16 protein-coding genes are annotated in these 21,198 nt (G+C 74.2%); 7 read left to right on the top strand and 9 right to left on the bottom strand.

The window, feature by feature from the left end:
• Window positions 1–5: 5 nt before the first annotated feature.
• Window positions 6–653 carry a TetR/AcrR family transcriptional regulator C-terminal domain-containing protein gene (locus ACFWPI_RS11165; RefSeq protein WP_380371132.1) on the bottom strand — a complete coding sequence of 216 codons (648 nt, stop codon included), beginning with the start codon at window positions 651–653 and terminating at the stop codon, window positions 6–8.
• Between the two features lie 123 nt (window positions 654–776).
• Between ACFWPI_RS11165 and ACFWPI_RS11160 the strand changes: the two genes are divergently transcribed.
• Window positions 777–2,096, top strand: coding sequence for an MFS transporter (locus tag ACFWPI_RS11160; protein WP_380371135.1), 1,320 nt, complete (start codon window positions 777–779; stop codon window positions 2,094–2,096).
• A gap of 38 nt (window positions 2,097–2,134) precedes the next feature.
• Here ACFWPI_RS11160 and ACFWPI_RS11155 read toward each other — a convergent pair whose 3' ends face one another.
• On the bottom strand, window positions 2,135–2,686 hold the full coding sequence (locus ACFWPI_RS11155; RefSeq protein WP_380371138.1) for a YcxB family protein: 552 nt from the start codon (window positions 2,684–2,686) through the stop codon (window positions 2,135–2,137).
• A gap of 220 nt (window positions 2,687–2,906) precedes the next feature.
• Here ACFWPI_RS11155 and ACFWPI_RS11150 point away from each other — a divergent pair, with 220 nt between their 5' ends.
• Window positions 2,907–4,346 (top strand): hypothetical protein, encoded by a 1,440-nt coding sequence (locus ACFWPI_RS11150; RefSeq protein ID WP_380371141.1) that lies wholly within the window; start codon window positions 2,907–2,909, stop codon window positions 4,344–4,346.
• A 92-nt stretch (window positions 4,347–4,438) separates the two neighbouring features.
• Here the strand turns inward: ACFWPI_RS11150 and ACFWPI_RS11145 are convergent, their stop codons facing one another.
• The 3 genes from ACFWPI_RS11145 to ACFWPI_RS11135 all read right to left on the bottom strand — a co-directional run bounded on the left by ACFWPI_RS11145 (window position 4,439) and on the right by ACFWPI_RS11135 (window position 9,983).
• On the bottom strand, window positions 4,439–5,644 hold the full coding sequence (locus ACFWPI_RS11145) for a hypothetical protein (RefSeq protein WP_363373022.1): 1,206 nt from the start codon (window positions 5,642–5,644) through the stop codon (window positions 4,439–4,441).
• The gene (locus ACFWPI_RS11140) at window positions 5,641–8,271 is read right to left on the bottom strand and encodes a hypothetical protein (protein WP_380371145.1); all 2,631 of its coding nucleotides are present in this window, start codon (window positions 8,269–8,271) and stop codon (window positions 5,641–5,643) included. Before ACFWPI_RS11140 ends, ACFWPI_RS11145 begins: the two co-directional genes overlap by 4 nt.
• Window positions 8,272–8,513: 242 nt before the next feature.
• Window positions 8,514–9,983, bottom strand: a complete 1,470-nt coding sequence (locus ACFWPI_RS11135) for a glutamate synthase subunit beta (RefSeq protein WP_380371148.1) — start codon at window positions 9,981–9,983, stop codon at window positions 8,514–8,516.
• Between the two features lie 214 nt (window positions 9,984–10,197).
• On the opposite strand from ACFWPI_RS11135, the gene ACFWPI_RS11130 reads away from it, so the two are divergent.
• Both ACFWPI_RS11130 and ACFWPI_RS11125 read left to right on the top strand, forming a co-directional pair.
• Entirely contained in the window at window positions 10,198–10,881 is a 684-nt protein-coding gene (locus ACFWPI_RS11130) for a response regulator transcription factor (protein ID WP_380371150.1), read from the top strand.
• Window positions 10,878–12,269, top strand: a complete 1,392-nt coding sequence (locus ACFWPI_RS11125) for a sensor histidine kinase (RefSeq protein ID WP_380371153.1) — start codon at window positions 10,878–10,880, stop codon at window positions 12,267–12,269. The genes ACFWPI_RS11130 and ACFWPI_RS11125 overlap by 4 nt, the downstream gene beginning before the upstream one ends.
• 49 nt (window positions 12,270–12,318) lie before the next feature.
• On the opposite strand, the gene efeB is transcribed toward ACFWPI_RS11125, so the two are convergent.
• The 3 genes from efeB to ACFWPI_RS11110 form a co-directional block, all read right to left on the bottom strand.
• On the bottom strand, window positions 12,319–13,647 hold the full coding sequence (gene efeB / locus ACFWPI_RS11120; protein ID WP_380371155.1) for an iron uptake transporter deferrochelatase/peroxidase subunit: 1,329 nt from the start codon (window positions 13,645–13,647) through the stop codon (window positions 12,319–12,321).
• Window positions 13,647–15,707: an iron uptake transporter permease EfeU gene (gene efeU / locus ACFWPI_RS11115; RefSeq protein ID WP_380371158.1), complete on the bottom strand. Its 2,061-nt coding sequence runs from the start codon at window positions 15,705–15,707 to the stop codon at window positions 13,647–13,649. The genes efeB and efeU overlap by 1 nt, the downstream gene beginning before the upstream one ends.
• Window positions 15,708–15,914: 207 nt before the next feature.
• Window positions 15,915–16,238, bottom strand: coding sequence for a hypothetical protein (locus tag ACFWPI_RS11110; RefSeq protein ID WP_380371161.1), 324 nt, complete (start codon window positions 16,236–16,238; stop codon window positions 15,915–15,917).
• Between the two features lie 395 nt (window positions 16,239–16,633).
• Between ACFWPI_RS11110 and ACFWPI_RS11105 the strand changes: the two genes are divergently transcribed.
• Window positions 16,634–18,256: a cytochrome bc complex cytochrome b subunit gene (locus tag ACFWPI_RS11105; protein WP_380371184.1), complete on the top strand. Its 1,623-nt coding sequence runs from the start codon at window positions 16,634–16,636 to the stop codon at window positions 18,254–18,256.
• A gap of 85 nt (window positions 18,257–18,341) precedes the next feature.
• Here ACFWPI_RS11105 and ACFWPI_RS11100 read toward each other — a convergent pair whose 3' ends face one another.
• The gene (locus ACFWPI_RS11100; RefSeq protein WP_159398309.1) at window positions 18,342–18,740 is read right to left on the bottom strand and encodes a cytochrome C oxidase subunit I; all 399 of its coding nucleotides are present in this window, start codon (window positions 18,738–18,740) and stop codon (window positions 18,342–18,344) included.
• A gap of 257 nt (window positions 18,741–18,997) precedes the next feature.
• Here ACFWPI_RS11100 and ACFWPI_RS11095 point away from each other — a divergent pair, with 257 nt between their 5' ends.
• Together ACFWPI_RS11095 and ACFWPI_RS11090 are read left to right on the top strand one after the other, a co-directional pair.
• Window positions 18,998–19,609: a TetR family transcriptional regulator gene (locus tag ACFWPI_RS11095; RefSeq protein WP_380371164.1), complete on the top strand. Its 612-nt coding sequence runs from the start codon at window positions 18,998–19,000 to the stop codon at window positions 19,607–19,609.
• Window positions 19,610–19,636: 27 nt separating this feature from the next.
• Window positions 19,637–21,187: an FAD-dependent monooxygenase gene (locus ACFWPI_RS11090; RefSeq protein WP_380371166.1), complete on the top strand. Its 1,551-nt coding sequence runs from the start codon at window positions 19,637–19,639 to the stop codon at window positions 21,185–21,187.
• Window positions 21,188–21,198 lie beyond the last annotated feature (11 nt).

Genomic DNA, 21,198 nt, shown 5'->3' with positions numbered 1-21,198 from the left:
GACGGTCACGCGAGCCCATCCGCCCCGAGTGCCTCGCGCGCGATCTCGGCCCGGAAGCCCTCGATCAGGACGCGCAGCCCGTACTCGAAGTCGGCGTCGTGGTCGGTCATGCGCAGCACGTCGGCCGCCTCGCGCAGCAGCGGGAGGTCGCGCAGGGCTTCGTCCGGGAAGGGCGGCCGGGCGCGGTCGGCGGCGTCCTGTCGCCAGGCCTGCTCCTCGGTGACCCAGCCCATGATGTAGCGGTCGATGGTGAGCAGCAGTCGCAGCGCGGTGCGGGGCCGCAGGCCGGCCTGCCGGAGGGCGTCCAACTGGGCTTCAACGGCGGGCAGTTCGTCTTCGGTGGGCAGCGTTCCGGCGTGCACCCGGGCGCCGTCGCGGTAGGCGAGCAGGGCGTGGCGCTTGGCGCGGGCGTCGGCGGCGAGCCAGTCCGGCCAGTGCTCCGGATCCGGGCTGCGGTCGGCCGGGAGGGCCTCGGCGAGCATCGCCTCGGCCATCAGGTCGAGCAGTTCCCGCTTGTTCTTGAAGTGCCAGTACAACGCGGGTGACTGGACGCCGAGTTCGCGGGCCAGCCGCCGGGTGGTCAGGCCGTCGATGCCTTCCTCGTCGAGTACGCGCAGCGCGGTGCGCACCACCTCGTCGCGTTGCAGTGCCACCGCCGGCCGCCTCTCCGTCATTCGCTTGCCCACTCCACCTTATCGCCGCTAAGTTCCCGAGCTGGAATTTATCAGCGATAAGGAGAGCCGTCATGGTCGACGGCCCGAAGGGACCACCACCCCATGACCTCCGGAACGGACCGCCCCCGGTCCCGACTGCTGCCGAACACCGCGCCCTGGCGGTCCTCCCGCGACTTCCGCCTCACCTGGACGGCCGGCACCGTCACCCTGCTCGGCTCCGTCCTCACCATGACGGCGATCCCGCTCCAGATCGCCGACCTCACCGGTTCACCGCTGGCCGTGGGCGCGGTCGGCGCCGTCGAACTCCTGCCGACCATCGTGTTCGGCCTCTACGGGGGCGTCCTCGCCGACCGTGCCGACCGCCGAACCGTCGCCCTGGTCACCGAACTCGCACTCGCCGCACTGAGCGCCCTGCTGCTCGCCAACGCGCTGCTCGGCACCCCCGCGCTCTGGCCGCTGTACGCGGCCGCCGGACTGGCAGCGGCACTGCAGGGCCTCCAGCAGCCCTCGGCGGAGGCGATGATCCCCCGGCTGGTGCCGCCCGACCAGCTGGTGGCGGCGGGCAACCTGCTCTCGCTGCGCTGGAGCATCGCCGGGCTGGCCGGCCCGGCCACCGCCGGAGTGCTGATCGCCACGGCCGGCGTCCCGGCCGCCTACCTGGTCGACCTCGGCACCTTCCTGGTCTCGATCGCCCTGCTCACCCGGGTCCGGCCCGTCCCCTCACAGCGGGACGCCGAGGCACCGCGGCTGCGGGAGTTCGTCGACGGCGCCCGGTACGCGGCCCGCCGCCCCGACCTGCTGGGCACCTACCTGGCGGATCTCGCGGCCACCGTCTGCGCCCTGCCGACCGCACTGTTCCCCTTCCTCGCCCAGGAGTTGGACGCGGTGTGGGCGCTCGGCCTGCTCTACTCGGCCGCTGCGGCGGGCGGCCTGCTCGCGGCCGCCACCGGCGGCTGGACCGAGCAGGTGCACCGGCACGGCCGACTGGTGCTGCTCTGCGCCGCCCTCGTCGGCGCGGCGACGGCCGCGGCCTCGTTCGCCCCCGGCCTGTGGGCCGTCCTGCTCTGCCTGCTCGTCGCGGGCGGCGCCAACCAGATCGGCGACACCTTCCGCAGCGCGATCTGGAACCAGTCCATTCCGGACGAACTTCGGGGCCGTGCCGCCGGTCTGGAGATGCTGATCGGCTCCGCCGGCCCCGCCCTCGGAGACCTGCGGGCCGGCGGTCTCGCCGCCCGGCAGGGCATCCGCGTCGCGCTGCGCACCGGCGGCCTGCTCTGCCTGGCCGGCACCGCCGCCCTGTCGGCCGCGCTGCCCGCGCTCTGGCGCTACGACCAGCGCGACCAGCTAAGCCACCTCGACCAGTCTGCCCAGCCCGACCGACACCATCAGCCCGCCCGACCCGACCGACAACCCACGCCATGACCGCCCACCCCGACAGCGGCGAACCGGGGCGCCGTCCCTCAACCCCGGGCGGGCACCGTGGCGTGCCGGGCGATCAACGCGCCGAGCCGGCCCGGGTCGCCGGTGCCGCGCTTGGGCAGCAGGGTCAGCACGTGCGTCTGCTCGTCCCCGCCCAGCAGGACGAAGAGTTCGGGCGTCTCCAGGTAGTACGGAAGCTCCCGCCAGGCGAGTTCGGTGCTGGACACCGCGTTGGTGACGGTCACCCCGGCCTCGCCGAGGACGATCCGGAACTCGCCCTTGTCCGCCGCCATCCGCCGCACCTGACGCAGTTGCAGCCAGGGCAGTCCGACCACCAGCAGCAGCGCGACCGCGAGCATCACCAGGGCCGGCGGTCCCACCGTCCGGTCGGCGACCGAGGTCAGCACCGCGCCGGCCGCGGCGCAGGAGGCGATCAGGTACCTCGACCGCCGGGCCCGTCGACCCGCCGCCGTGCCCCGGGCCCGGGCCGCGAAGGCCGCCCGGAAGTCCGCGGTCGTCGGCGTGTAGCGGACCTCGACCGACTCCTCCACCTGCTTGCCGCCCTCCGCCCGCGCCCCCTCCGCACCCTCCACCCGCAACCCCTCCGTACCCTCCGCCCGACGCCTCTGCCGCCGGATGCTAGCAAAGGCCGTGTGCACCCGATCCATCACCCTCTCCCTCCCTTCGCGGTGACGCGATTCCGCCGCTCCCGGGCGGGCATCGTTGACCTCCCGCCGCACCCGGCGGTTGGCTCACCACGAGCCGGCCGCCGGGGAGTTCGGCGCGGCCGGCCGTACCCAGGGGAGGGACCAGATGACCCGCACACGTTCCGCACCACACCTGCTGCGCGCGGCCGGCGCGCTGGCGGCGGCCGCGCTGGCCGCCGTCACGGTGGCGACGCCCGCCCAGGCGGACGCGCCGCACGGCCGCACCGAACGGGTGTCCGTCGGGCTCGGCCAGGCGCAGCCCGACGGCGCCTCGTACGCCGCCGGTCTGAGCGCCGACGGCCGCTTCGCCGTCTTCACCTCGAAGGCCGCCAACCTGGTGCCCGGCGACACCAACGGCAAGTCGGACGTCTTCGTCCGGGACCTGTGGACCGGCCGGACCGAGCGGGCCAACACCGGCGCGGACGGCGCCCAGGCGGCCGACGACTCCTTCGACGCCACGATCAGCGGCGACGGCCGCTACGTGGCGTTCAGTTCCTACGCCACCAACCTCGCCCCCGGCGGGAACCTCGGCTTCGAGGACGTCTACGTCCACGACCGCTGGACGGGGACCACCGAGCTGGTGTCCACCGGCCACGACCCGGCCAAGCCGCAGGCCGGCCGGCAGTCCGGCCACCCGTCGATCAGCTGGGACGGCCGGTACGTCGCCTACCAGTCCAACCGCTCCGACCTGGCCCCCGGCACGGTCACCTGGACAGGCGGCAACATCTACGTCACCGACCGCCGGACGGGCGGGACCCGCCTGGTCAGCGTCGGCGCGGACGGCACCGAGGCGAACGCCTCCTCCGCCGAGCCGGTGATCAGCGGGGACGGCGGCTCGGTCGGCTTCATCTCCAAGGCCACCAACATCATCGGCCAGGACAAGCCCGGCGCCCTCGCCGCGAAGGCCGCCGCCGAGCTCGACGCCGTTTCCGACGAGGAGTTCGTCCGCGACTCCTTCCGGCACGACGACCAGCCGACGATCCTCAAGCCCCGCTTCTACCCCCTCTACGTCCGCGACCTCCGCGCCGAGCAGAGCGTCCTGGCGAGCACCGACGGGGCGGGCGGCTACCGCGGGGCGGCCTCGCCGGCGCTCAGCCAGGACGGCCGGTACGCCGTCTACTCGGCGCTGCTCCAGGACGGCAACGGCCCCTGGGGGCACCACTTCGAGGTGTACGTCCGCGACTTGGAGGAGGGCACCGAGACCCTGGTCAGCGCCGGGCTCCCGGGGACGAAGACCTCCGGCGACTCCTACCACGCGCAGATCACCGCCGACGCCCGCTGGGTCTACTTCGATTCCGACGCGGCGAACCTGGTGCCCGGGGACACCAACAACGCCGGGGACGTCTTCCGGCGCGACCTGTGGACCGGCCGCACCGAGCGGGTCAGCGTGGCGACGGACGGCTCGCAGACCGCCGGCGCCTCGGAGCGGCCGTTCGTCGACGCCCTCGGCACCACGGTGCTGTTCACCTCCGAGGACGGCACCCTCGTCCCGGGCGACACCAACCAGGCCCCTGACGTCTTCCTCCGCCGACTGCCGCTGCTCTGACCCGGAGCCGGCCGAACCCGGCCCGTCCTGGTCCGTCCGGGCCGGGCCGGGCCGGGCCAGGCCGGGCCAGGCCGGGCCGGACCCGGCCGTGCTCAACGCGCCGGCAGCAGGTACCCCAACTGCGATACCGCAGGCCACAGTTCGTCCGCCAGCCGGGCCGCGCCCGCCACCGCGCCGACGAACACCTCGGGCGCGCCCGCCGCGGCCACCAGCCCGCCCTTGGCCACCGTCGCCAGCCCGGCGACCAGCCCCGCCCCGGCCGCCGCCCAGATGCCCAGCGCGAGCAGCGCACCCGCGCCCAGCCCGGCCAGGAACAGCTCGCCCTCACGGGTGAACAGCCGCTGGTCGCGCTGCACCGCGGTGGCCAGTTCGGGGAGCAGCGTCGGCCCCAGCGTGCGGGCGCGCTGGCGGGCGGCGATCAGCCTGAGCATCGCCTCGCGGATCTTGTCGGGCAGTTGCACCGACCGCAGCGGCACCCGGTGGATGTGGTAGAGCACCAGCCCGTCGTAGCCGGGGCGCCCGTTCGCGGGCCGCGGGTGGTCCTTGAACTCCGCCCGGTTGGTGGGCCAGTAGCAGATCCAGTCGACGGAGGTCTCCCCGTTCGCCTCGGTGACGTTGAGCGGCATCGGCAGCACCATCAGCCCCGCGCCGAGCCGCCAGTCGGTGCCCGCGCCGACCACCGTGTCGGGCAGCTGCTTGACGGCGGTCTGCTGCATGACGGCCAGCCGGTTCCCGATCATCCGGCCGCACGGGTCCCGCAACACCGAGATCTTGCCCTGGAGTTCGCGGTAGGTGTCGAGGGCGCCGCCCTCGGTGCCGACCTCCAGGGCTTCCAGCCTCAGCTCCGGCACGTGGTTCTGGATGCCGAGCATGTCCGGTTTGAGCGCCCCGCCGGGGGTGAGCTCGCGGATCGCCTTGACCAGTTTGACCGCCGGGGTGCTCCGGTCCTTGAGCATCCGGGTGATCGCCTCGACCTTCGCCGCCGGGAAGACGTTGCGCAGGTCCTCGGAGAGCACCTGGAGCACCATCCGCAGTACCGGGTCCGGCGGCTGCTGGGTGAGCCTGGCGTAGGGCAGCGCGTCCTGCTGGTCGAGCCTGCCCCGGCCGGGCGTGCCCCACCACTCGCCGATCCGGTCGAGCTGGAAGGTCACCCAGGTCGCGCCGGGGCGGGCCTCGAAGTCCGTCCCGAAGTGGTGGCGGATCCACAGTTCGGCGGCCAGGTACTCGAAGACCGTGGGCGGCTCCGCGCGTGGCGGGCCCAGCAGTTGGCAGGCGTCCTCGTCGCGCAGGAAGCTCACGACATGTCCTTGAGCGGGCTGCTGACGGCGATGTCGGTGCCGGAGGTCGGCGTGTACTCGTTCCACTCGGCGATCAGGGTGCCGCGCCGGCCCGGGCGGCGGACCGGGAACGGTGTCAGGGTGCCGTCGTGGCGGTGGGTGAGGCCGGCCAGCAGCAGGTGCCGCCCGTCGTCCGGGACCCGCACCACCCGGGCGGTCTCCTGGATCCGGCGGTCGTCGTACTCGTCGACGAGCACGACGGCGTCCGCCTCGAAGCCCGCGCTGGACGCCACCGGCACCAGGACGGGCGCTCCCCCGGCGGCCGGTTCGACCGCGGCGGCGCAGGTGGTCACCACCTCGTCCTCCAGCAGCAGCGCGCTGCTGCCGGGGTTGGCCGGCGGGATGCCGGGGTAGTTCCGGTCGTCGTAGGCGGCGATCTCCCGGGCGATGGTGAGGTACGGGTGGTCGGCGGGCAGCGGGGCGCCGTGGAAGCCGCCTTCGGCGAAGCGCACCCAGGCCTCCTCCCAGCCCTTGCGCACGGTGAGCACCACCCGGGCGCTGCCCGCGCGCAGGAAGGCCTGCCGGTTGGCGTCGGGGTGGGTGATCCTGCTGACGAAGCCCCAGGCGGCGGGCGCGTCCCAGAAGTACGAGTAGAGGAAGGTGACGACGTTCTCCCACTCGATGGCCTGGTTGATGAAGGCCACCTCCGCCTCGTGCCCGAGCACGGCCGCCCAGGCCGCGGCGCTCACCCCGATCCCGCCGGTGTCGTCGCCGGGGAAGCCGGCGCCGTGGCGCAGCCGGTCGGGGTCGTTGCCGACGGAGGCCTTGAACGCGTCGACCACCTCCTGCGGCATCACGTGGTAGTCCACGCCGAGCAGGAAGCGCAGCACGCCCTTCATGACCTCGTCGCTCTCCTCGCGCCGGAGCGTGAGGGTGTCCACGCCGTTCAGCCGGTCCCGCAGGGCGGCGGCGCGGGCGGCGAGGTCCTGCTGTTCGGCGTAGTACTTGGTCTGGGCGGCGTTGAACAGGGCCGACCAGACGCCGTTCTGCCACTGCCGCCGGGCCTCGTCGGTGGGTTCGACGACGGCCGTGAGGCTGAGCCAGGTCTGCCGGTTGTTGACCAGGTGGAAGCTCACCACGGACGGCCCGCCCGCGTGCCGCAGCAGCGCGCCGTTGGCCGGGTCGGCGAGGTCGACCGGGCCGTGGGAGCCGAACGGCTCGTTCCACTCGGGGATGGTGCTGCCGAGCACCTTGAGGTTGTAGTTGTAGTCGCCGGTGCGGCTCTCGGAGGCGAACTGGAACCAGAGGTTCTTGATCCAGTAGCCGTCCGGGACGGTGAGCGGCGGCGCGTCGTAGATGCCGGCGCCGTCGTTGTTCGGCGCGGTGGCGTTGACGTGGACGTCCGGGTGCGGGCCGGGGGCGAGCTGCACCACGGCGCCGTACCGCTCGGCGAGCACCAGGTAGTGCGGCTGGCTCTCGCCGGGGCGGACCTCCTCGGTGATGTCCGAGTGCGGCACGTCGAACTGGAACGGCCCCACCTTCGATTCCAGCGCGGCGAGTTCCGCGTAGGCCTCGCGCAGCGCGCCGGCCGGTTCGGGGATCGCCAGGTCGTAGGTGAGGCGCAGCCCGGAGCGGTAGAGCCGGACCCGCCACTTGCGCATCATGCTGAAGTAGTCGATCCGGATCGGGTCGGTGGGGCTGGCGTTCTTCAGCGTGCGGGTGGTGGTCTCCGAGGAGCCGGTGACGGTGGTCGTCGTGATGGTGACCTTGTGCTCCTGCTTGGTGCGGGAGGAGGCCTTCTGGGTGAGCGTGGTCGCGTGCTTGCGGCTGTCGGTGGCGGACTGGGAGTCGGAGTTCTGGCTGGTCATGCCTGAGGTGACGGAGCCGGAGATGAGCGGGATGCCGCCGGAGACGGTGCCGGTGACGTTGAACTGGTTGCTGTGCTGCAACTGGTTGGTGGTGGACTGGGAGAGTTCGGTGTTGTCGGTGACGCCGGTCTCGCTGACGTTCTCCAGCGTGTCGGTGACGATCGAGCTGAACTCCTTGGAGGTGACGGACCACTCCTTCTGGGAGACGGCCGTCTCCTCCAGCGGCGCGAGCGGGATGGTGGCGACGAGTTCGCCCCGCTCGATGCCGGCCGGGGCCATCTCCAGGCGTTCCAGGTTCATCATGCCGATCGGGGTGACGGCCGCGTTGTGGTCGTAGGCGGCGTTCGCGGCGGCGGCCCGGGCGGCCAGCGCCAGGCCCTCCTCGGTGCCCGCGGCCCGGCGCACCCGCTCCAGCGCGTCGCCGAGGGCGCGCAGCGCGGCGCCGTCGACGGCGGCGAGGGCGGCGAGGGCGGCGGCCCGCAGCGTGCGATCGGCCGGGGCGGCGGCGCCGGCGGCGAGCAGTTCCCAGGGCAGGTCCGCCGTCACCTGCTCGCGGACGGCGGCCACTTCGCCGGGGCGCAGGTCGAGTCCGCGCAGGTAGGCGTGCCCGGCGAAGGCCGGGCCGCGCTGCGGGCCGTCCACCCGGAGCGGGACGAGGGTGGCCTTCGGGATGCTGCGGGCCGCGTGGCCGAGCACCGGCGGCTGGCCGTCCGGCCACGGTGGTGTGGGCGGGGTCGGCGGCGTCGGCGGTGCGGGTGTGTCCGGGAAGTGGTCGGGCATGGCGGTCCCCTCCGTCCGTCTGCTGCCCCGAGCCCTACCCGGCGCCGCCCGGGGGACGCGCCGCGCCCGAACGGCTCGCGGCGCACGGCGGGTTGCGAGGAAGTGCGGCAGGGCTGCCGGGCCCGCCCGCACGCCCCTCAGAGCGTGAGCGCCCGCGCCGACGCCCAGAGCATGAGCGCCCGCACGCCCCTCAGAGCGTGAACGCCCGTACGCCCCTCAGAGCGTGAACGCCCGTACGCCCCTCAGAGCGTGAGCGCCCGCGCCGACGCCCGGATCGGCGCCGGGAGTTCGGTGCCGCCGCGCAGATGGCGGTCCACCGCCGCGGCCGCCGCCCGCCCCTCGGCGATCGCCCACACGATCAGTGACTGCCCGCGCCCGGCGTCCCCGGCGACGAAGACGCCCGGCGCGCCGGTGGCGAAGTCGTCGTCCCGGGCCAGGGCGCCGTCCGGGCCGGTGGCGAGGCCGAGTTGGGTGATCAGCCCCTGGTCCGGCTCCGGGCCGCTGAAGCCCAGCGCGAGCAGCACCAGCTCGGCCGGGACGCTCCGCTCGGTGCCGGCCCGGGGGCTGCGGTCGGCCGGTTCGGCCTCGGCGAAGCGGACGGCGGCCAGCCGGCCGTCCGGTCCGGCCTCGAAGCCGAGCGTGGTCGCCGCGAACACCCGGGGCCCGGCCGCCGTGGCCCCCGACTCCTCGTGCGAGGTGGTCTCCCGGTACACCTTCGGGTGGACGGGCCAGGGCTGCCCCGGCGCCCGGCACACCGGCGGGCACGGGTTGATGTCGAGCTGGGTGACGGAGGCCGCGCCCTGGCGCAGCGCCGTCCCCAGGCAGTCGGCTGCGGTGTCCCCGCCGCCGACGATCACCACGTGCCGGCCCTCGGCGGACACCGGCGGGGCCGCGCGGTCGCCCTCGTCGACCCGGTTCGCCCAGGTCAGGTAGTCGATCGCCTGGTGCACGCCGGGCAGGCCGCACCCCGGCACCGCCAGCTCCCGGCAGGCGGTCGCGCCGACCGCCACCACCAGCGCGTCGCACCCGGCCCGCAGTTCCCCGGCCGCGAGGTCCCGGCCGACGAACACCCCGGTGCGGAAGTCCGTGCCCTCGGCCCGCATCTGGTCGAGCCGCCGGTCCAGCCGGTGCTTCTCCAGCCGGAACGGCGGGATCCCGTAGCGCAGCAGCCCGCCTAGGCGGTCGGCCCGCTCGTACACCGTGGTGGCGTACCCGGCCCGGGTCAGCTGTTGCGCGGCGGCCAGGCCGGCCGGGCCCGACCCGACCACGGCCACCCGCCGCCCGGCGCTCCGCTCGGGCGGCTGCGGCAGGTCCCAGCCCTCTTCCCAGGCCCGGTCGGTGATCGCCAGCTCGACGTTCTTGATCGTCACCGCCGCGCCGTCGATGGCCAGCACGCACGCGCTCTCGCAGGGCGCCGGGCAGAGCCGTCCGGTGAACTCGGGGAAGTTGTTGGTCGCCAGCAGCCGGGCGGCGGCGGCCCGCCAGTCCGCGTCCGCCACCAGCCGGTTCCACTCCGGCACCAGGTTTCCCAGCGGGCAGGCGTGGTGGCAGAACGGCAGCCCGCAGTCCATGCAGCGGCCCGCCTGCCCGCCCACCACCGGCAGTGGCGCCCGCGGCCGGTACACCTCCCGGGAGTCCCCCAGCCGCTGCTGTGCGTCCCGCCGCTCGCGCTCGGCGCGCGGGGTGGTGAGGAAGGCCATCCGGTCTGCCATCGCGGCCTCCGGCGGGGTGTGCCGACAAGGACCCGGTGGCACCCCCGGCGGACACGCCACCGTGTGGCCACCGTACGCCCGTCCCCGGCGCTGCGAAAGCCGCAGCCGGTACGGCCACCGGCCGGGCCCGGACCCGCGGACCCAGGGACCCGACGGAGGCCGTCGCCCGGACCCGCCGGACGCCGCCGCGGGCGCGCCGGGGAGAATCGGGGCCATGACCCACACCGTGCTGATCGCCGAGGACGACCGGGCCATCCGCGACTCCCTCACCCGCGCCCTCCAGCTGGAGGGCTACCGGGTGAGCACCGCCGCGGACGGCGCGCAGACCCTGGCCGCCCTCACGGAGCAGCGCCCGGACCTGCTGGTGCTGGACGTGATGATGCCCGGCCCGGACGGCCTGGAGGTCTGCCGCCGCCTGCGCGCCGACGGCGACCGCACCCCGGTCCTGATGCTCACCGCCCGGGTCGAGGTCCCGGACCGGATCGCCGGGCTCGACGCCGGGGCCGACGACTACCTGGTCAAGCCCTTCGACGTGGACGAGCTGTTCGCCCGCCTGCGCGCCCTGCTGCGCCGCAGCCCGCCCGAACCCGCCGGCGGCGGCGTCCTCGCGGTGGCCGACCTGCGGGTCGAGCCGCACGCCCGGCGGGCCTGGCGGGCCGGGCAGGAGCTGGAGCTCTCCCGGACCGAGTTCGACCTGCTGGAGCTGCTGACCCGGCACGCGGGCTCGGTGCTCGACCAGGCCACGGTGTACGAGCAGATCTGGGGCTACGACTTCGGCCCCGGCTCGAAGAACCTCGCGGTGTTCATCGGCTACCTGCGCCGCAAGCTGGACCGGCCCGGCCTGACACCGCTGATCCACACCATCCGCGGCGTCGGCTACACGCTGCGCGAGTCGTGACCGGCCGTGGCCGGCCGCGGCCGCGGCTGCTGTGGCCGCGCCCGGGGCTGCGCACCACCGTCTCGCTCGCCTTCGCCGCGATGGCCGCCCTGGTCGCGGTGCTGATCGGCGCGCTCGGCTACCGCTCCGCCGCCCGGCTGATCCGGGACGATGAGGCCGCCGACTTCACCGCGGCCGTCCAGGCGGTGCACCAGCAGGTCGGCCGGGAGATGCTGTTCCCCGGTGACTTCAACGGCACGAGCGGCCTGAGCGAGGATCTGCTGCGCCCGATCCGGGTCACCTCGCAGTCCCTCGGCCCCGACGGGGAGGTGCTGCCCGGCACCGCCCGGATCGACCTCCGGCCGACCCCGGAGGACCGCTCCCTCGCCCGCTCCGACGCCCCCGGCCAGGCCTCGTCCGGACTTCGGCCCGTGCACGGCGACACCTACCGGGTGGCCGTGGTCTCGCTCGGCGGCGGCCGCGGCGCGGTCCAGATCGCCCAGCAACTGAGCCCCACCGAGCACCTGCTGGCGACGCTGCGGATCCGTACCGGGGTGTCGGTGGCGGTGGTCGCGGTGCTCGCGGGCGGGGCCGGCTGGCTGCTCGCCCGGCGGATCACCGGCCGACTGGTCCGGCTCACCGACGCGGCCGAACTGGTTGCCGCCAGCGGACGGTTGGACGTTCCGGTGCCGGCCGCCGGGACGGACGAGGTCGGCCGGCTCGGCCGGGCCTTCGACCGGATGCTGGGCCGGCTCGCCACGGCGAAGGAGAACCAGCGCCGGCTCGTCCAGGACGCCGGGCACGAGCTACGCACCCCGCTGACCAGCCTGCGCACCAACCTCTCGGTCCTGCCCAGCCTGGACCGCCTGCCGCCCGCCGAACAGGCCGCACTGATGGCCGATCTGGCCGAGGAGGCACGGGAGTTGACGCTGCTGGTGGAGGAGCTGGTGGCGCTCGCCGCGGACCGGAAGGCCGACGAGGAACCGACCGAGCTGGTGCTGGCCGAGCTGGTGCGCGAGGCCGCCGCACAGGCCCGGCGGCGCAGCGGCCGGGAGATCACCGTGGACGCCGACGACACGGTGGTCACGGCCCGCCCGGACGCGCTGGCCCGGGCGGTGGGCAACCTGCTGGACAACGCCGCCAAGTTCGACCCGGCCGGGACGGCCCCGATCGAGGTGGTGGTGCGCGGCCGCCGGGTCGAGGTGCGCGACGGCGGGCCGGGGATCGACGAGGCCGACCTCTCCCGGGTCTTCGACCGCTTCTACCGGGCCACCGCCGCGCGCAGCCTGCCCGGTTCGGGGCTGGGCCTGGCCATCGTGCACGAGGTGGCCGGCTCGCACGGCGGCGAGGCCTTCGCCGCCAACCGGGACGGCGGCGGCGCCGTGATCGGCTTCACCCTCGGCCCGTAGGGCGTGTCCTCGAAACCGCCGTCCGCGCAACGCCGCCGTGAGACCGCCGTCAAACCGCCGCGAGCAGCCCGCGTCCGAGCCAGTCGGCGTTGTCCTTCACGCCCGGCAGGACGAAGAAGTACCCGCCGCCGGTCGGCGAGATGTAGTCGACCAGCGGCTCGTCGATGAGCCGGGTCTGGGTGGCCTCGAACTGCCGCACCACGTCCTGCTGGTAGCAGCAGAACACCAGGCCCATGTCCAGGTTGCCGGCCTTGTCGACGCCCCGGTCGTAGTTGAAGCCGCGGCGCAGGATGCGCGAGGTGTCGGTGTCGGCGGTGCGCGGGTTGGCGAGCCGGATGTGCGCCTTGAGCGGGATCGCCTTGCCCTCCGGGTCCTTGCCGTAGTCCGGCGCGTCGGTCTCCTGGCGGCCGTCCAACGGCGCGCCGGTGTCGCGGCGGCGGCCGAACATCTTCTCCTGCTCGGCGAGGGTGACGCGGTCCCAGAACTCGATCAGCATCCGGATGATCCGGATCACCTGGTAGCTGCCGCCGGTCGCCCAGGCGGGCTCGCCCAGTCCGTCGGTGACCCAGATCAGCCGGTCCATCTCGCGGGCGGAGGTGGTGTCGGGGTTGACTATGCCGTCCTTGAAGCCGAGCAGGTTGCGCTGGGCGCCGTCCGGGCGGGACTCGTTCTGGAAGCCGTCGATCCGCCAGAGGATCTGCATCGCGCCGCGGGTGTGCCGGGTGATGTCGCGCAGCGCGTGCAGCACGGTGTCCTGGCGGTCGGCGCAGATCTGCAGCGAGAGGTCGCCGTGGAGTTCGGCGGCCTGCAGATTGTCGTTGGGGAAGGTCTTCATCGGGGCCAGCTTGGTCGGCTTGGCCTTGGCCAGCCCGTACCGGTCGTCGAACAGCGAGGCGCCGACGCCGACCGTGACGGTCAGGTTGTCGGTGGGCACGGTGGGGCCGAGGATGCCGCTGTCGGCGGGCGGCGCGCCGACGCCGAGGTCGGGCGGGGTGCCGCCGGCGGTGAGGAAGCGGATCCGCTCGGTCAGGGTCTTGAGGAGGTCCTCTAGGCCCTTGCGGTCCTGGGCTATCACCTGGCAGGACAGGAAGGCCGCGTAGCCGGGGGCCGGGGTGGTGACGCCGGCCTGGTGGTCGCCGTGGAACGGGACGGCCCCGCTCTTCGCCTGGCGGCTGTCCCCGGCGGAGGCCGGGCCGGCGGCCAGGGTGAACGCCCCGCCCGCCAGGACGGCCGCCCCGGCGGAGGCGCCGAGGGCGGTCCGGACGAAGCTGCGGCGGGCCGGGCCGGCCGGGCAGCCGCCCTCGGCGACGGCCGGGGCGGGCGCGGCGGCGTGCGGGAACGGGCAGGAGCCTCCGGTGGCAGCGGTGTGGTCGGTCATCAGGCGGCCTTCCGGATCTCGAGCAGGGCGGGGATGGGGGCGAGGTCTTCGAGCAGCTCGCCGGTGGCGCCGTTGAGCTGGCGGCGGGCGTCGGCGGGGAGCTGCTCCAGCGCGGTCCAGCCCTCGGGCTTGTGGGCGGCGGCGACCAGGTCGCCGACCCGCTTCATCCCCGCGTCGACGCGGGTGAGCAGCTGCGGGTCGCGCTCGTCGAGCAGCGGCTGCAGGACGGTCAGCAGTTCCCGGGTGCCGGCCAGGTTGGCCTGGGTGGTGGCCAGGTTGGTGCCGCTGCCCTGGTCGGTGTCGCCGGTGAGCTCGAACTGGAGGGTGTTCTCCAGGATCTCGTGGGCGCGCAGCGGGAGGTCTCCGGGGTCGAAGTCCTGGCCGGGGAAGTCCTGCCCGAGCTTGGCGACGTCGGCGGCCAGTTGGTCGGCGACGGGCGTCAGGTCGGCGGCGGACTGGCCGTGCCAGAGGCCGTACTCCAGGCGCAGGAAGCCGGTGAAGTCCTTGTCCTGGGCCTTGTCGGCGAGCCCGTCGGGCCGGCCGTCGATCTTGCCGTCGAGGTCGGCGAAGGTGCCGTAGGCGGCGCCGAGCGAGGCGTACTGGAGGTGGGCGGTGAGCCAGTCGGCCTTGGCGGTGGCGAGGTCGCCGCCGTGGACGTCGGCCTGGAGCTTCTGGGTCTGCGTCAGCAGGGTCGCGAGGCCCTTGTCGACGTAGTCCTTGTAGGCGTCGAGCGGGCCCTTGAGGTCGTCCTCGGCGACCGGCTTGACGGCCTTGACCTGGCCGCCGCCGGTGACGTGCACGGCGGCCGAGGTGACGGAGGTGCCGCCGGTGGGTACGCAGCGCCAGGCGTAGTCGCCGGAGCCGATGGTCGCGGTCAGCGCGCGGGTGGTGCCGGGGGCCAGGCCCTCGATCTCGCCGTAGACGGCGCCGCTGGCCGGGTTGACCAGGTAGACCTCGGAGACCTTGTCGCCGGTGTTGTGCATCTGGAACACCTGCTGGCCGGGCAGCGGGGTGCTGAAGCCCTTGCCGCACTCCTGCTCGGAGACGGACACGGTTGCGGAGCTGCTCTGCTTGCCGTCGCTGACCGCGATCACGGCCCCGGCGATCACCACCGGCACCGCGACCAGCGCGGTCGGCACGGCCCAGCGCGGCCGTCCGGACCGCACCGGCCCGGCGGCCTCGGGCGCGGCCGCGGCCGCCCCGGCCTTCTCTCCCTGCGCCGCCTTCCCGGGGGCCGGAGCGGTCTTGCCACCGCGGACGCCCTCGACGAACAGCGTCATCACGATGCACAGGTAGGCGAGGTAGCCGACGACCTGGAGGACCGTCATGGTGACGGTCAGGTTGAGGGTGCCCTGCACCAGCGTGGCGTACCAGGAGGAGGCGTCCAGGTGGCCGCTCAGGTCGAACGCGTACGAGCTGCCGCCGCCGACCAGCCCGGACTCCTGCAGGTCGCGCAGGCCGTAGCCGAGCACGCCCGCCGCGACCACGATCAGGCCGGCGCCGGTGATGGTGAAGAACCGGGTGAGGTTCATCTTCAGCGCCCGCCGGTACAGGCCCCAGCAGAGGCCGGCCGAGAGCACCAGGCCGACGGCCGCGCCGAGCAGCGGCCCGGTGGACTCCCCGGCGGTGCGCACGTTGGTCCACAGGAAGAGCGAGGTCTCCAGGCCTTCGCGGCCGACGGCCAGGAAGCTGGTGAGCACCAGCGCGCCGGCGCCCATCGCCAGCGAGGCCTGGACCTTCTCCTTCAGCTCGGCGGAGAGGGTGCGCGCCGAGCGGCGCATCCAGAACACCATCGCGGTGACGAAGCCGACCGCGATCAGGCTCAGCACCCCGCCGAACGCCTCCTGGGCGTGGCCGGAGAGGTTGGCGGCGGTGAAGGTGAGCACCGCGCCGAAGCTGAGGCTGAGCGCGATCGCCGCCGCGACGCCGGTCCACACCTGCGGCAACCGGGCCTTGTGCCCGAACCGGACGAGCGTGGCGACCAGGATCGACACGATCAGTCCGGCTTCCAGACCTTCGCGCAGCCCGATCAGAAAGCTGGGAAACGCCTCATCCCACATGCAGCGGGCTCCTCCCCCGGTCACCCCGGGTCGTACCTGAACTCGGCGGCCCGCCGCGGGTGGCGGCGGCGCGGCACAGCCGAACGCCCCGGACACGAGGGTCCGGGGCGCTTCGACTTAGCTTAGGCAAACCTTAGAGCCGTCGTGGTCAACAGCACCCCCCGTTCAGGTAAGGGTTCGGTATGAGGGCTGCCGAGCCGGCCCGGCTCAGCCCCACCACTGCTCCGGCACCGTCTCCGGCTCCGCCGGCACCGCCACCGGCGCGGCGGCGGGCGTCACCAGCAGCTCGCCGCCGCCCGTCTCGGCGACCAGGTAGCCGCACTCGCGCAGCACGACGGCGGCCGCACCGCTGACCGCCTCGCGCGCTCCCCGGGAGGGCGGCCCGTCCGGCCCCTCCCCCGGCGACCAGCCGACCGCCACCCCCGGCGACCGATGGCCGATCCGCAGCAGGGACGGGCCCGGCCCGGCGTCGATCCCGGCGCGGGCGAGGGCCGCGGTGACGTCCTCGAAGAGTTCAGGGTGATCCACCATTGGCGCAGCGTAGGCCCGGGATCGCGCGACCTCCGGACGCGGCGCGCGCCGAAACGGTTCAGCGGCACCCGGGCGCAGCACCGCCACCCGTCCGGCGGCCGATCAGGCGCCAGGACCCCCCGTACGGACCGACACGAGCGGCCGTACGGACCGATGGACGTGCACAGTCGGCCCCCTGCCGACAGCATGACAGAGTAAGCGCTCCATCACCCTGAGCAACGGGCCAGTGGGTCACCCGCTCCGCGTGCCGGTTCAGCCGGCGGGCCCGTATCGAGAGGTCCCATGATCACAACACTTCGCCGGCCGGCGTCTTTGCCGGCGGGCCTCCAGCCCGGCACGCCGAGGACGCCGGGGAGCCCGTCGTGAGAACCGACCAGCAGTCGCAGCCGGGACCGGTGACCAGCACGCGCGCCAACCCCGCGAACAAGGCCGAGGCCCTGGCCGACTGGACCGACGGCCGGGTCGGCATCTACTCCCTGGCCAAGGCCAATCTGCGCAAGATCTTCCCGGACCACTGGTCCTTCATGCTGGGCGAGATCGCGCTCTACACCTTCGTCATCATCATCATCACCGGCGTCTGGCTGACCCTCTTCTTCAAGCCGAGCATGGGCGAGGTCATCTACGACGGCTCGTACGTCCCGCTCAAGGGCATCCAGATGTCGGAGGCCTACGCCTCGACCATCGACATCAGCTTCGAGGTGCGCGGCGGCCTGCTGATGCGCCAGGTCCACCACTGGGCGGCGATCGTGTTCGTCGCCTCGATGCTGACGCACATGATGCGCGTCTTCTTCACCGGCGCGTTCCGCAAGCCCCGCGAGATCAACTGGGTCTTCGGCGCGCTACTGCTGTTCCTCGGCATGTTCGACGGCTTCATGGGCTACTCGCTGCCGGACGACCTGCTCTCCGGCACCGGCATCCGGTTCATGGAGGGCGCCGTCCTGGCCGTGCCGATCGTCGGCTCGTACCTGCAGTTCTTCATGTTCGGCGGCGAGTTCCCCGGCCAGGACATCGTGCCGCGGCTGTTCACCGTGCACGTGCTGCTGATCCCGGGGGTCATGGTGGGCCTGCTCGCGGCGCACCTGATCCTGGTCTTCTACCACAAGCACACCCAGTTCGCCGGGCCCGGCCGGACCAACGACAACGTGGTCGGCATGCCGCTGATGCCGGTCTACATGGCCAAGGCCGGCGGCTTCTTCTTCCTGGTCTTCGGCGTGGTCGCGTTCATGTCGGCGATCGCCACCGTCAACCCGATCTGGGCCTACGGCCCCTACCGGCCCGACCAGGTGTCCACCGACGCCCAGCCGGACTGGTACATGGGCTTCTCCGAGGGCCTGGTGCGCGTGATGCCCGGCTGGGAGATCAGCGTCTGGGGCGGCCACACCCTGAACCTCGGGGTGTTCGTCCCGCTGATGGTCTTCCCGACCGTGCTGCTGATCATCTGGTGCTACCCGTTCCTGGAGGCCTGGGTCACCGGGGACCGCGGCGAGCACCACATCGCCGACCGGCCGCGCAACGCACCGGTGCGCACGGCCTTCGGCGCGGCCTGGATCGGCCTCTACCTGATCCTGCTGGCCGGCGGCGGCAACGACCTGCTCGCCACCCACTTCCAGCTGTCGATCAACGCGATCACCTACGCGGTGCGCACCGGCTTCTTCGTCGTGCCGGTGGTCGTCTTCGTGGTCACCAAGCGGTGGTGCCTGGGCCTGCAGCGGCGCGACAAGGAGAAGGTCCTGCACGGCCGGGAGACCGGCGTCATCAACCGGCTCCAGCACGGCGAGTTCGTCGAGGTGCACGCCCCGCTCCCGCCGGGCCGGATGTTCACCCTCACCGCGCACGAGCAGCCGCAGCCGGAGGACCTGCCGCCGGAGGTGGACGAGAACGGGGTGGTCCGCAAGGCCGGGCTGTTCGCCCGGGCGAGGGCCAAGCTGTCCCGCGGCTTCTACGGCGAGGGCAGCCAGATCGCCAAGCCCACCGCCGAGGAGCACCAGGAGATCAGCAGCGGCCACGGCCACCACTGATCCCCGCGCACACCCGAGGGCCCGCTGCGCCGTCATCGGCGCGGCGGGCCCTCGGGCGTGCCGGCGGATCGGCCCGGCTCAGGCCTCAGGCCCGCAGGGCCGCCGGGACGACGGCGAACAGCGCCGCCGCCAGGGTGACGGAGAGGCAGAGCGCGGCCCAGCGGGCGCAGATCCGGCGGCACTCGCTGCGGTAGCGGGCGGCCAGTCGGCGGCAGCGCTCGACGGCACGGTCGACGACCTCCTCGGCGTAGCGCAGGCGGTCGGCGGCGTAGGCCTGCTCCAGGCTCTCCCGCTCCGCGGCGGGCAGCCACGGGAACTGCCCGGCGAAGGCCCGGGCGTCCCGTTCGGCCGCCGCCACCTCGGCCTCCCAGGCGAGATAGCCCTCCAGCCGGGCGATCTCCGCCCGGGCGTTCACCCGGCCGCCCCCGGCGGGCCGGCCCTGCCGAGGGGTCCGCGCTCCCGGCGGACGCTGTCTGCCACCCATGACCGCTCCTCATGTCCTGTCGAGGCGTGCTGTCGGGACGCCCTGTCGAACCGTCCCGCCGAACCGGCGCGGGAGACCGCTCCGCAACCAGGCCACTACTATCAGTGACCACACGGGCGGGCAGGGCGACTCGCCGAGCCGCCGCGCGACTCCTCGCAACCCCGCCGGGGCGGATCCGCCCCGGAGTGTCGGCTCCGAAAAAGTTGCGTGCCGCGCACTCTTGCGCGGCGCGCAGGTTTCCAGGGAGAGTGGCTGGCATGACGAAGAGTCAGATCGGTCTGCGGGAACGGAAGAAGGCCGCGACCCGGGAGGCACTGAGCTGGGCCGCACTGCGCCTGGCGGTGGAACGGGGCCTGGAGAACGTCCGGGTGGAGGACATCGCGGCCGCGGCCGGGGTGTCACCGCGCACCTACAACAACTACTTCTCCAGCAAGGCCGAGGCCATCGTCTCCCGGCACTGCGACCGCATCCGGCTCGTCGGCGAGGCGCTGCGCGAGCGGCCCTTGGCCGAACCGCTCTGGGAGGCGCTCACCCGGGCCACCCTCGCGCCCTTCGACGGCGCGGCGGAGCAACCGGACCCGCAGTGGACCGCCGCGGTGCGGCTACTGCTGCGCGAACCGGCCCTCCAGGCCGAGCTGGCCCGCGCCGGCGCGGACGCCGAGGCCGGGCTCGCCGCAGCGGTGGCCGCCCGGACCGGGGCCGACCCCGGCGGCCTCCACCCCAGACTGGTCGCCGCCGGCGTCCTGGCCGCGCTCAGGGCGGCCAGCGACGTATGGCTGCGCGCCGACCCGCCGGTACCGCTGCAACCGCTCCTGGCGGAGGCGCTGCGGCAGCTGGCGGCCGGCCTCCCCGAACCGTCGTCCTCGTGAACTCACCGTCGCACAGGGGGATCTACCATGACCCACGATGTCATCATCGCCGGCGCCGGCCCGAACGGCCTGATGCTGGCCTGCGAACTGGCGCTGGCCGGAGTCCGGCCGGTGGTGCTGGACCGGCTGGCCGAACGCTCGTCGGAGCAGAAGGCGAACGGGCTGGTCGGCCAGGTGATCCGGCTGCTGGACCACCGCGGCCTGTACGAGCGGCTCGGCGGCCCGGGCGCCCCGGCCCCGGTGCCCCGCTTCGTGTTCGGCGCGTTCCCGCTGGACCTCCGGGAGCTCGACGGAAACCCGCTGTACGCCCTGCCGGTGCCGCAGCACCGGATCGAGCAGGCCCTGGCGGAGCGGGCCCGCGAACTCGGCGTGACCGTGCACCACGGCCGCGAGGTCACCGGCCTGACCCAGGACGAGGCGGGGGTGACCGTCGAGGTCCACGGACCGGACGGGCCGCAGCGGCTGCGCGCCCGCTACCTGGTCGGCGCCGACGGCGGCCGCAGCACCGTCCGCAAGCTGGCCGGGATCGGCTTCCCCGGGGTCACCTCGCCCGACCCCGTCGCGCGCATCGCCCACGTGCGCCCGCCCGAGGGGCTGCAGGTGCTCGACACCGGCGAGGTCCTGCTGCCCGGCTGCCCGACGCCGTTCCGCCCGTTCACCCACACCCGCACCGCGCACGGGGTGTTCGTGCTCGCCCCGATGGGCCCGGAACTCGCCATGATGGCCACCATGGAGTGGGACGGCCCGCCCGTCGACGAGACCGTGCCGGCCACGCTGGACGAACTGCGCGCCAGCGTCCGCCGGGTGACCGGCGCCGACCTGCCGCTCGCCCCGGCCGGCACGCCCGGCGCGCACACCCCGCGCCGCCAGGTCGGGCACAACACCCGGCTCGCCGAGCGCTACCGCGAGGGCCGGGTGCTGCTGGTCGGCGACGCCGCGCACGTGCACGCCGCCACCGGCGGTCCGGGCCTCAACCTCGGCCTCCAGGACGCCGCGAACCTCGGTTGGAAGCTGGCCGCCGACCTCCAGGGCTGGGCCCCGCCCGGCCTGCTGGACAGCTACCACCGCGAGCGGTACCCCGTCGGCGAACGGGTCTTCATGCACTCGCAGGCCCAGATGGCCCTGATGTCCCCGGGCCCGGCCGTCACCGCCCTGCGCGCCCTGTTCGGCGAACTGCTCGCGTACCAGGACAACCTCGGGCGGATCGCCGCGCTCATGGCGGGCAGCGACGTCCGGTACGACACCGACTGCCCGCACCCGCTCGCCGGCGGCTTCGCGCCGGACCTCCCGCTGACCACCGCCGCCGGCCCCACCCGGCTCGCCGAACTGGCCCGCGGCGGCCGGGCCCTGCTGCTCGACCTCGCGGGGGGCTCACCACGGCTCGCCGACCTCGCGGCCGGCTGGAAGGGCCGGGTGGACGTGCTCACGGCCGACTGCCCGCAACCGCCCGCCGGCGCGCTGCTGGTGCGCCCGGACGGCTACGTCGCCTGGGCCGCCGCACCCGGGGAGGAGGATCCGGACGGGCTGCTGCGCGCGCTGCACGCCTGGTTCGGCGAACCGGACTCCGCCCGCTGCTGAGCACCCGCACC

The organism is Kitasatospora sp. NPDC058492 (assembly GCF_042720685.1).
Classification (GTDB): domain Bacteria; phylum Actinomycetota; class Actinomycetes; order Streptomycetales; family Streptomycetaceae; genus Kitasatospora.
Note: the sequence above shows the minus strand (reverse complement) of the source record. Positions and strands in the feature narration are given on the sequence as shown.

Coding starts and splice junctions, on each gene's coding strand:
- ACFWPI_RS11160 (WP_380371135.1), top strand. CDS start 777: ATGACCTCCGGAACGGACCGCCCCCGGTCCCGACTGCTGCCGAACACC.
- ACFWPI_RS11150 (WP_380371141.1), top strand. CDS start 2,907: ATGACCCGCACACGTTCCGCACCACACCTGCTGCGCGCGGCCGGCGCG.
- ACFWPI_RS11140 (WP_380371145.1), bottom strand. CDS start 8,271: ATGCCCGACCACTTCCCGGACACACCCGCACCGCCGACGCCGCCGACC.
- ACFWPI_RS11135 (WP_380371148.1), bottom strand. CDS start 9,983: ATGGCAGACCGGATGGCCTTCCTCACCACCCCGCGCGCCGAGCGCGAG.
- ACFWPI_RS11130 (WP_380371150.1), top strand. CDS start 10,198: ATGACCCACACCGTGCTGATCGCCGAGGACGACCGGGCCATCCGCGAC.
- efeB (WP_380371155.1), bottom strand. CDS start 13,647: ATGACCGACCACACCGCTGCCACCGGAGGCTCCTGCCCGTTCCCGCAC.
- efeU (WP_380371158.1), bottom strand. CDS start 15,707: ATGTGGGATGAGGCGTTTCCCAGCTTTCTGATCGGGCTGCGCGAAGGT.
- ACFWPI_RS11110 (WP_380371161.1), bottom strand. CDS start 16,238: ATGGTGGATCACCCTGAACTCTTCGAGGACGTCACCGCGGCCCTCGCC.
- ACFWPI_RS11100 (WP_159398309.1), bottom strand. CDS start 18,740: ATGGGTGGCAGACAGCGTCCGCCGGGAGCGCGGACCCCTCGGCAGGGC.
- ACFWPI_RS11095 (WP_380371164.1), top strand. CDS start 18,998: ATGACGAAGAGTCAGATCGGTCTGCGGGAACGGAAGAAGGCCGCGACC.
- ACFWPI_RS11090 (WP_380371166.1), top strand. CDS start 19,637: ATGACCCACGATGTCATCATCGCCGGCGCCGGCCCGAACGGCCTGATG.